The organism is Komagataeibacter oboediens (genome assembly GCF_003207815.1).
Classification (GTDB): Bacteria; Pseudomonadota; Alphaproteobacteria; order Acetobacterales; family Acetobacteraceae; genus Komagataeibacter; species Komagataeibacter oboediens.
The window spans coordinates 1-8,091 of sequence record NZ_NKTX01000088.1; the positions used below are offsets into that span (position 1 = coordinate 1).

13 protein-coding genes are annotated in these 8,091 nt (G+C 51.6%); 4 read left to right on the forward strand and 9 right to left on the reverse strand.

The features are described 5' to 3' along the window. A partial coding sequence (locus tag CFR80_RS15980) for a MobA/MobL family protein (RefSeq protein ID WP_110507696.1) occupies positions 1–1,028 on the forward strand: 1,028 nt, incomplete at its 5' end. A gap of 4 nt (positions 1,029–1,032) precedes the next feature. Here the strand turns inward: CFR80_RS15980 and CFR80_RS19005 are convergent. Further along, positions 1,033–1,464 carry a hypothetical protein gene (locus CFR80_RS19005; RefSeq protein ID WP_146221679.1) on the reverse strand — a complete coding sequence of 144 codons (432 nt, stop codon included), beginning with the start codon at positions 1,462–1,464 and terminating at the stop codon, positions 1,033–1,035. Positions 1,465–1,587: 123 nt separating this feature from the next. Here CFR80_RS19005 and CFR80_RS19010 point away from each other — a divergent pair, with 123 nt between their 5' ends. Beyond that, positions 1,588–2,148, forward strand: a complete 561-nt coding sequence (locus CFR80_RS19010) for a hypothetical protein (RefSeq protein WP_146221680.1) — start codon at positions 1,588–1,590, stop codon at positions 2,146–2,148. A gap of 123 nt (positions 2,149–2,271) precedes the next feature. Here the strand turns inward: CFR80_RS19010 and CFR80_RS15985 are convergent, their stop codons facing one another. The 8 genes from CFR80_RS15985 to CFR80_RS16020 all read right to left on the reverse strand — a co-directional run bounded on the left by CFR80_RS15985 (position 2,272) and on the right by CFR80_RS16020 (position 7,323). After that, positions 2,272–2,838: a helix-turn-helix domain-containing protein gene (locus CFR80_RS15985; protein ID WP_110507697.1), complete on the reverse strand. Its 567-nt coding sequence runs from the start codon at positions 2,836–2,838 to the stop codon at positions 2,272–2,274. Positions 2,839–3,559: 721 nt separating this feature from the next. After that, positions 3,560–3,937 (reverse strand): hypothetical protein, encoded by a 378-nt coding sequence (locus CFR80_RS15990; RefSeq protein WP_110507698.1) that lies wholly within the window; start codon positions 3,935–3,937, stop codon positions 3,560–3,562. Between the two features lie 273 nt (positions 3,938–4,210). After that, positions 4,211–5,425, reverse strand: coding sequence for an IS701 family transposase (locus CFR80_RS15995; protein ID WP_110507699.1), 1,215 nt, complete (start codon positions 5,423–5,425; stop codon positions 4,211–4,213). Between the two features lie 45 nt (positions 5,426–5,470). Further along, positions 5,471–5,749 carry a type II toxin-antitoxin system RelE/ParE family toxin gene (locus CFR80_RS16000; protein ID WP_081500435.1) on the reverse strand — a complete coding sequence of 93 codons (279 nt, stop codon included), beginning with the start codon at positions 5,747–5,749 and terminating at the stop codon, positions 5,471–5,473. Next, entirely contained in the window at positions 5,749–5,943 is a 195-nt protein-coding gene (gene relB / locus CFR80_RS16005) for a type II toxin-antitoxin system RelB family antitoxin (protein ID WP_019092406.1), read from the reverse strand. The genes CFR80_RS16000 and relB overlap by 1 nt, the downstream gene beginning before the upstream one ends. 208 nt (positions 5,944–6,151) lie before the next feature. Next, positions 6,152–6,424, reverse strand: a complete 273-nt coding sequence (locus CFR80_RS16010; protein WP_110507700.1) for a HigA family addiction module antitoxin — start codon at positions 6,422–6,424, stop codon at positions 6,152–6,154. Between the two features lie 17 nt (positions 6,425–6,441). Beyond that, complete coding sequence (locus CFR80_RS16015; protein WP_110507701.1) at positions 6,442–6,990, reverse strand: hypothetical protein; 549 nt, start codon at positions 6,988–6,990, stop codon at positions 6,442–6,444. 3 nt (positions 6,991–6,993) lie between these two features. Then, positions 6,994–7,323 (reverse strand): mobilization protein, encoded by a 330-nt coding sequence (locus CFR80_RS16020; RefSeq protein WP_110507702.1) that lies wholly within the window; start codon positions 7,321–7,323, stop codon positions 6,994–6,996. 127 nt (positions 7,324–7,450) lie between these two features. Here CFR80_RS16020 and CFR80_RS19015 point away from each other — a divergent pair, with 127 nt between their 5' ends. Continuing rightward, a complete protein-coding gene (locus CFR80_RS19015; protein ID WP_146221681.1) occupies positions 7,451–7,693 on the forward strand; it encodes a hypothetical protein in 243 nt (80 codons plus the stop codon). 91 nt (positions 7,694–7,784) lie between these two features. Next, the coding region (locus tag CFR80_RS16025; RefSeq protein WP_309146441.1) for a MobA/MobL family protein at positions 7,785–8,091 on the forward strand (307 nt) is incomplete at its 3' end.

Sequence of the window (8,091 nt, forward strand, 5' to 3'; positions counted from 1 at the left end):
GATTTGATCTGGCGCGGGCTTTTGCTGGGGCTTTGGTCGAGCGTTACGGTGTGGCGGCGGATGTTGCCCTGCATGCTCCCAGCCGTGAGGGAGACGCACGGAATCATCACGTGCATATCCTCACCACGACCCGCGAGGTCGAGCCGGACGGTCTAGGCAAAAAGACCCGAATACTGGATGCCGCCAAGACAGGCGGACCAGAGATCGAGAGCCTGCGTGAGCTGTGGGCCATGCAATGCAATGAGGCGCTCGAACGCCACGACAAGCCTGCCCGTGTCGATCATCGCAGTTACGAGCGGCAGGGTATCGAGAAGATGCCGACCCTGCATCTCGGTCCGACCAGTGTGACCATCGAGCGGAAGCATCAGGCCGAGGCCGAACGGAAAGGGGAGGATTATCAGCCCCGGACGTTCAAGGCGCGGGAGAACCGGCGCAGGCGCGGCCTGAATGAGCGTGTGCGTGAGCTGGCCCAGGAACTGGCAGGCGTCATCCAGAAGGTTCGTGCTGCCAAGAAAGCCGCTGCCAGCTCACTTGTGCGGGCCTTTGGCCGCAGTCGCCGGGCTGAACAGGAGACCGAGGCCAGATATGCTGAGATGCTGCGCCAGCGTGAGGCAGAGCAACGACGGCAGGCCGAGGAGCAACAGGAGCGGGCCGCAGAAGTCCGCAGGAGGGTTTTGAAGCGGCAGGAGGAGCAGAAGCAGCGGATCGAGAGCAGGCTGGCGCAGCTCATTCGTGAAGCGCCGGAAAAGAGGGCGGAGCTGTTCGCCAGATTTTACCCGACAGATCCTCTCGCCCGTGCTGTGGATGCCAAGCTGCATCGTATGGGGCTGGAGGAACTGGAGGCCGAGGAAAAGGCCGTCAGGACCGGACTGGAGCGATACGAGGCGCAGGAGCGGCATAGGCGGTCCGAAGGCCCAGGTATGCGTGTGAGAGGTCGAGGACGTGGCCGGGGTGGGCCTGCCCGGTCGAAGGGCCGGGATACGGACCTCGATCCTAGTGGCGGTGGATCGGGATTTGAGCCGTTCTGATTTTTTAAGATAAGGAGTTTATATGCTCCATTTTATAGAGATCATTTAAAACATCTTCGTAAATAATTCTTATGTTTTTATCGTCTTCAATATAGAAAAGGGAATTATCATTTATATCTTTATCTAAAGAATTATATCGATTAAATCTAATAACTATATGCCTATATAGGCATTTTTCAGCGTTTTTAACATCTTTAATATCCCAATTATACAATTCCCATGCTATAATTAATTTGAACGGAGCGCATTCATGGGTTCCGTATAGTTTTTTACCAGACCATTTCCTTCCGTGGTCTTTTATTCTTCTGTACAATTTAATTGCGCCCGCGTATCCGATTCTTATTACGTTGGGTGCGTTAATTGATCTAATTATATATATTCCCATAGTATCTCTTTTAAGAGAATCAAGGTTATTTTCTTCTATTATTTTGATCATTTGTTCACATGCTATATATAATATTTTTATATATCAGTTATGGTTTACTGACGATTTTTAATATAAAATTTCTTGATGTATATGTATATATGAAAAATTATTTATATAAAAGGAGTTAGAGTATTGAAAAAGTTATTTACTTTAATGGCTGTATCAGGATTTTTACTATCACTCAACAATACAGCCCATTCTCAAGATATTTTAATGCCGAAAACTGAAAATTATAATTATAATGACGGAGGAACTATAACTAAAATAACTTACAAAAATGGATCCTATATGTGCAGCACTAATGCAAAAATAGTTCAAGTTGGCAATTCTATAAGAACAATATATTGGCAATATTATTCTGATTCTAATACTTTTATATTTGCCGTATCGGATGATCGTCTTTATGCCCATAGAGGCGATAATTTTAATGTAGTTGTTGGAATAAATGGGAACCCCGTTAAAGGGGATATGAAGTATTTTGAGGATATAAACCAGAATTTTTATTTTCTAGACACACCTTCTCTTGGACTTCCGCCAAATTATTTTGTTGATTATATAGCTCAAAAGGGGGTTATAGCTATGAGATTTACAGATGTATCTGACAATACTGTTCCAGATATATCAATGGTCTATCCGTGGTTTACGTTCAAAACGGATAGAGAGCATTTGTTGGCATGTGCATACAATAAATAATTATGAAAATGTGACATAATAATTTAAATATTTTCAATGGGTATTTAGAAGTATCCATTGAAAATCATTAAATATACAATATTATTAATATTCATATATCCACTTTACAAGTAAATAAACTTTTTATTGGTGCGGTTCATTCATATCTTCGCTGCTCATTTGTCGAGCAGGTATGTCTGGCTCCATTCCATACAATGATGGTTGAGACGGGGGCGGCATGCCAGGGCCGGAAGGTAATTGCTGTTCACCGGGATAGAGGGTGGGCAGGCGCTGGAGAGCCGGTTGGCTGCCTAATGCATCTTTGTCAGGTTGTTCGGCGGACGAGATGACCACAGCAGCAGAAAACAAGCTATGTCGTATACCGTCGCGTGCACCTGACCACACCACTCGATCGTTCAGCACATAAGCGTTGACGGTACCACGATCTCCGATTTGTCGCACTTCGAGCCAGTTTCCGGCCTGTAGGACTTTGACGGCCGTGCGGACGGTTCGATCTGAAACGCCCATGAGAGATGCGAGCGTCTTTTGACTGATAACAACGGCATTGTGATTGCCTACTCGTGCCGCGAGTAGATGCATAAGACGTGCTGCTTGAGGAGCCTGCCCCATTAAAGCGGCCCATGCTTCGTGAGCTGCCCTCTCTGTCTGAACCCATGATCCGATAGACTTTTTTTCTGCTATATTTTTCATGTTTTCAGAATCTTTTTTCCCAAAACTGGTTCCAATTACATACTATATTTTTCCTGAAATGGGAAACAGATTTCCGCACCCCCGGAAGCAGTACATTTCCGGGGGTGCGGAAATGAGCTGTTTCCGCACCCCCCCCTACAAGTCATTGAAAACAAAAGAGAAAAAAAATGCTCCTTCTAATGATCTAATGGGGGTTCGTTTTCGTGTGTTCTGACGATGGGGGACGATGCCTGAACGGACTGCTTTCCTTCCCCTAAAAATTAAAAAATCAAAAAATCTACTTGGTGATATTGGGTGTGCCGGTGGGAATGTGGATTGAGCGTGGAGCCGGTGGGCAGCGGTGTGGGCAGGCGGTGGACAGGCCGTAGGGCTGTCCACGGGCTGTCCATGCCCTGTCCACGGGCGGAGCGCGGCCCGAAGGGCAATCCACATTTCCACCGGCTGGATGTACCACGCCGGGAGTGTACGCGCGCGAGCGGCAAAAAACGACATCGTATCGACCAGCTCCGGCGCTTCGCGCGCTACGCGGTTCCTGCTCCGCACTCACCCGGAGCCTGTAGGCTGTCGTTCGTTGGCACTGCTGATCTGCTTAGGAAGGGGAGTAGTTGGCGAAGCAGTCGGCTCATTACGTGGCTACAGCGCGTCAGAAGGCCGTAGAAGGCACCATAGGATCATTTGAATGGATTTATGCGCAATGGCATGAAGGGGCCTGTACGGTCTTTTACGGGCCTTCAGGCCCTGTCAGCGCTCCTTGATGTTCGAGACTCCCGATCTTTTTTTGCTGCTGGGCGTCCTTCAGGCCATCCCGTATGAGCGCATAGGCTTTCGCAGCCACCGATTTGGGAATGGGAGCACCTGCCGCAGACAGTTGGGCGATCATGCTGACCAGACGTTCCGCGTCAGACAAGTCTGTCGCCTGTCTGACAGGTGTGTCAGACAGGTTTTCTCCCTGTTTTCTGCCACTTTTTATGTGGGAGCGAATGGCCCTGTCCAGCCAGTCGCCAATCGTGAGACCTTCCCGCCTGGCCGCCGATAGGGCGGCATTCCGCACTTCTGGATGAACGCCACGGATTGACCACGGCTTGGGGTCGTCTGTCATGTCTGACTCCTTGTCTGACTTGTCTGACAGGGAGTGTGATGGTGTTTATCTGCCCGGCACAAGCGAAACAGTGTGGGCTATGCGTGTGAGAGGTCGAGGGGGCTGGGATACGGACCCCGTTCTAGCACTACAGTTGTGTTTTGATGTGAGAAGCATAGGCTTTTGCCTGATGTATTCGTCTGAAGCGTGACCAGTGCAGGATATGGTTGAGGGAGAGCTGGCGCTGGGTCAGCCTGACGATAAGACGCCGGATTTCCTGAATGGACCACCGGATCAGACCTGGTGCGGGTTCGCTGGTCTTTTTTTGGGAGACCTGTCGTTTGCCTGTGCCCTGACCCCGGCCATCAGGGCATAGGCCAGCATGACAAGGGATACGTGACGATGCCAGCCGTGCCAGGAGCGGGTTTCATTGTGATCGAGGCCGAATTCGTTTTTGGCCGTTCTGAACCCCTCTTCAATCCGCCATCGCGTGCCTTCGACCTGAACCAGCTTTTCAGGCGTCGTTCCTGAGGGGCACCAGACAGTGAAGTATGCAAGATCCCCGTCGGCTGGGTTCCGGCGCACAAGGAGACCCCGGATCCAGGTTCTGTTGTCGGCCGGGGTATAGTCTGCCCCCTCGAGTTCGGCGAGCGGACACCACAGCCAGTCATACTGACGATCGCCTTTCGTCCCGTGTCCGGCTGACAGGGAGACCCAGTCTTCTTCTGGAGCGTCCCGGGCGATATCACGGGCTTCTCCCGCAACCGGTCTCTCTCCCAGGCCCCAGGAGTTGAACCAGTGACTGCCTGCCACCCCCAGAACATACCCTTTTGCGGCATGACGCAGGCTCATTTCGATTTCCCCTACGCCATAGACACTGTCAGCAGCGACCCATTCGAAGGGAAGGCCAGCCTGCAGGCCGCGTTCGATTATCTGTCGGGCCAGAGAAGGTTTGGTTGCAAACGTTACGTCCGCAGGAACAGAGACCGCAGACAGCCGTACCGGATCTGATGTCCAGGCTTTGGGAAGATACAGGGCGCGATCCACGAAAGCATGACCCCGTGAAGAGACATAGGCTGCAAACACACCAACCTGACAGTTCGTGATCTTTCCAGCCGAACCCGTGTACTGGCGCCCTACTCCACAGGACGCCTTGCCTTTCTTGAGAAAACCGGTCTCATCGATCACAAGAACCGCGTCTTCATCACCCAGGGTACTCTGAACATGATCGCGGACAATGTCGCGCAGACCGTCGGCGTCCCACTGCGTCCGGCCCAGCAAAGCCTGCTGACGCCAGGGGCCTTCGTCGCCTGCGGCTTCCGCACGTTGCCAACCCGTCTTGCGCGGCAGATTGCCCAGGAGCGTTTCCAGATAATGCTCCGCTGAGACCGCAACCCGATCCTGACCAAACAGGGGGCGTATTTTTTCCTTGACCGCCCGTAATCCCTCAACCGTCAGCGACAGCGTCTCCTCAACAGACGCGCCACCTGTCATCCTGTTCCGTTCCATACCAACACACGGAATCATATCTCGCATCAAAACACAACTGTAGTGCTAGGGGAACTGGCGGCGTGCATGGACCACATTGACAATCTCAACGCTCGTTGCGGTCACCCGATAGAGAACGATGTAATTTGGATGCGCCACGATTTCGCGCAAGCCAGCCGCTCTTTCGCTGGTACGATAGAGATAGGGATGTTCGGATAACGGCTGGACGACCGCTTCCAGCCTGATTTTTAGTCGTCGAGCCGCTGGTGGATTTTCGGCGGCTATATCTGTGATAATCTGACGTAAATCGGTACGGGCGGTATCACGCCAGGCAATTGGTAGCATCAGGCAGAACGGCGGCGCTGTTCTGCGGTCCGGATGATGCTTTCCATCTCGGCCATAACCTCATCGTGTGGGATTGGTGGGCGCGGGTCGGCCAGACTGGCTGCAATCTTAGCTTGAAGCCATGCAGTGTATTCAGTTTCCTGTTTGGCCGTCTCGAACTCGGAGACGATGGGGGAGAGTGCTTCGCTCATCATGTGGCTCCTGTCGTGGGTGACGTGATAAGGTTATAATACCAGAAAATTAGGTTTGATGCCGGTTTTTTGTGTTTAGTGTCCCGCAGGGCGAAACTGTTATCAGACGGAAAATTCAGGAAACACCGGGAACGTTTGTCTGTCATGTCTGACACTTTGTCTGACTTGTCCGACAGTGGGAATGGCATTCCTCCGCGCAAGCAAAACAGTTTCAGGGCGCATTGTTGCGCCTGGCCCACCAGTCGTCATGAGCCGCCTGCATTCTGATCCAGAGGTCGGGGCCATTTTCTAGCAGTTGGCCCAGCCGCTCTGCCAGATCGGGGGTGACAGGCTTTCGTGCGGCCAGCAGCTCATCAAGGCTCTGGCAGGATATGCCGAGCGCCTGTGCGATTTCTGGCGCATCTATGCCACTGGCAGGAAAGACGTCCATCCGCAGCAATTCACCCGGATGGGTGGGGCAACGGTTTATATCCCGTGGCATCATTCACTCCTGACGTGAAGTTATGACGATGGGAGCGACCATTCAGGCCCCCCGCCGGTGTCTTTCATCGGCGTGCACCAGTGTCCGCCATTCTTCTGGACGACATGATACCCCTCGATCTGGCACCGACCGAATGCCTGTACCTCTCCGGTCTGGTCCATCTGATAGGCGAGCGCGCCGGATGGGGAAGATGCCGCCCATTCAGCTAGGGCACTTCGTGCCTTGGCCTGTTGCTGAATTTCGGCCAACCCTTCCGCATACCCACCCCGATGCCCGAAGGTGTATCCAAGGAAGGCCGCGACGAAAACAAGAAGCAGGGCCGAGGCGCTGCATGTCCAGATCAGAGCCTTTCGATCCCCACTGATGTACCCAGTTACGTCCTTGCAGCTTTCTTTCACCTCATCCGCAGATTTTTTTATCTCGTGGGCCGACCTTTCTAGGAACTGGACGTGTTCAGGGATCGTGTCGGTAATTCTGGAATAAGCCTCCTGTGACTTGATGATCGTCTGCCGGAGCTTTTCCAACTCCTGCAAAGCAAAATCGTCATCATCATCACCAGAGTCATTCATGGATTATGCCCCCGTATGGACGCCATCTTCTGTGGTCGGATTCTGGTCGTTTTCAGGTCGGGGTGTGACAAAGCCATTATCCCGGAAAGCTTTTACATCCTGTTCCCGTGTTAGACGCTTCAAAAGTTCATCAATGACCCGCGAGAACCGCTCATCCCGTTCGGCAAGATTGAGTAACGTCGCGCCGAGAATTATCTTTTGCCTGTCAGCAATTTTTCTCTGCTGCCTGTTCTCTGCCTGTTTGGCATCACGCAAGGCACGCTTTGCCTGTTCGAGGCGTTCTTCCGCCGCGATAATTTTTGCAGACTTCTTGTGCTGGACTGCATCTGACATGACTACAGTTTCTCCCTACACTTGTTAGTATATCATGAATAGATGTTGACCTCAACACTTAATGCCGATTAGGTATTAAGGGCGCACTTATGCAAACTCTATGAGTTTGCGTGCTTTGGAGAAAAAAATGAGTTATAAAATAATTGCCTCTTTGACTCTTACAGCTCTTGAAAGAGATGTGATGGTATTTGTTCATAAAGGTTATGAGCCAGTTGGTGGTGTAACGTATATTCCTAATTATAATGTTCATGATGTTCCGAATTGGGATGATACAAGTTATTCACAAGTTCAGAACGTAATGAAAGATAAGGGAATAGAAGATAACAAAATTGATATTTATACGCAGGTAGTTTTCAAAAAAGATAAATAATATGGCGATCTTTCATCTGTCTGTTAAAACCGTATCGCGGAGCACCGGTAGGAGTGCCGTTGCCGCTGCGGCTTATCGGACAGGTGATACGTTGACTAACGAACGGGATGGACGCCATCATGACTACACCAGACGGTCAGGCGTTGATGGCTCATTCATCATGGCCCCGACCGGGTGTGACTGGGCGCTGGACCGTTCGCGTTTGTGGAACACGGCAGAGCAGACCGAGAAGCGCTCCAATTCGGTTACAGCCCGTGAATATGTCCTGGCCCTTCCTACCGAACTGGACGCCAAGGAGCGATTTGATCTGGCGCGGGCTTTTGCTGGGGCTTTGGTCGAGCGTTACGGTGTGGCGGCGGATGTTGCCCTGCATGCTCCCAGCCGTGAGGGAGACGCAC

What these genes read in the sequence shown, in the direction of transcription:
- CFR80_RS19005 (WP_146221679.1), bottom strand. Translation starts at nt 1,464, where the DNA reads ATGATCAAAATAATAGAAGAAAATAACCTTGATTCTCTTAAAAGAGAT.
- CFR80_RS15985 (WP_110507697.1), bottom strand. Translation starts at nt 2,838, where the DNA reads ATGAAAAATATAGCAGAAAAAAAGTCTATCGGATCATGGGTTCAGACA.
- CFR80_RS15990 (WP_110507698.1), bottom strand. Translation starts at nt 3,937, where the DNA reads ATGACAGACGACCCCAAGCCGTGGTCAATCCGTGGCGTTCATCCAGAA.
- CFR80_RS15995 (WP_110507699.1), bottom strand. Translation starts at nt 5,425, where the DNA reads ATGGAACGGAACAGGATGACAGGTGGCGCGTCTGTTGAGGAGACGCTG.
- CFR80_RS16000 (WP_081500435.1), bottom strand. Translation starts at nt 5,749, where the DNA reads ATGCTACCAATTGCCTGGCGTGATACCGCCCGTACCGATTTACGTCAG.
- relB (WP_019092406.1), bottom strand. Translation starts at nt 5,943, where the DNA reads ATGATGAGCGAAGCACTCTCCCCCATCGTCTCCGAGTTCGAGACGGCC.
- CFR80_RS16010 (WP_110507700.1), bottom strand. Translation starts at nt 6,424, where the DNA reads ATGATGCCACGGGATATAAACCGTTGCCCCACCCATCCGGGTGAATTG.
- CFR80_RS16015 (WP_110507701.1), bottom strand. Translation starts at nt 6,990, where the DNA reads ATGAATGACTCTGGTGATGATGATGACGATTTTGCTTTGCAGGAGTTG.
- CFR80_RS16020 (WP_110507702.1), bottom strand. Translation starts at nt 7,323, where the DNA reads ATGTCAGATGCAGTCCAGCACAAGAAGTCTGCAAAAATTATCGCGGCG.
- CFR80_RS19015 (WP_146221681.1), top strand. Translation starts at nt 7,451, where the DNA reads ATGAGTTATAAAATAATTGCCTCTTTGACTCTTACAGCTCTTGAAAGA.